The following is a 232-nucleotide window of genomic DNA, read 5'->3' as shown; positions in this document are numbered from 1 at the left end:
AGTCGTCACCGTCTCCGCCGTCTGCGCTTCTTGGCTCCCGAGTGTCAGTCGTGGCGTTGCTGCTTTCTGCATCTGCCGCGCTGTTCGCACCGCCGCTCAACGTGTCATCCCCGCCGCCGCCGAGCAAGATGCGGATTGCCATCGCCTGCCAGCGCGCCGCTGCATCCCTGAGGTTCGAGGCGCCCACAACGTCCGCAGGAACCTTATCTTTTTCAGACGTCTACTCCTCCCC

General features: G+C 64.2%; 1 protein-coding gene. It reads left to right on the top strand.

Annotated features, from left to right (window positions below):
- Positions 1-50 precede the first annotated feature (50 nt).
- A partial coding sequence (locus tag ACPYOI_RS37200) for a hypothetical protein (RefSeq protein ID WP_481424323.1) occupies positions 51-232 on the top strand: 182 nt, incomplete at its 3' end.

The sequence above is a fragment of the Rhizobium sp. SVR5-2C genome, from assembly GCF_056755115.1.
This window is presented reverse-complemented; position numbering and strand designations above follow the sequence as displayed.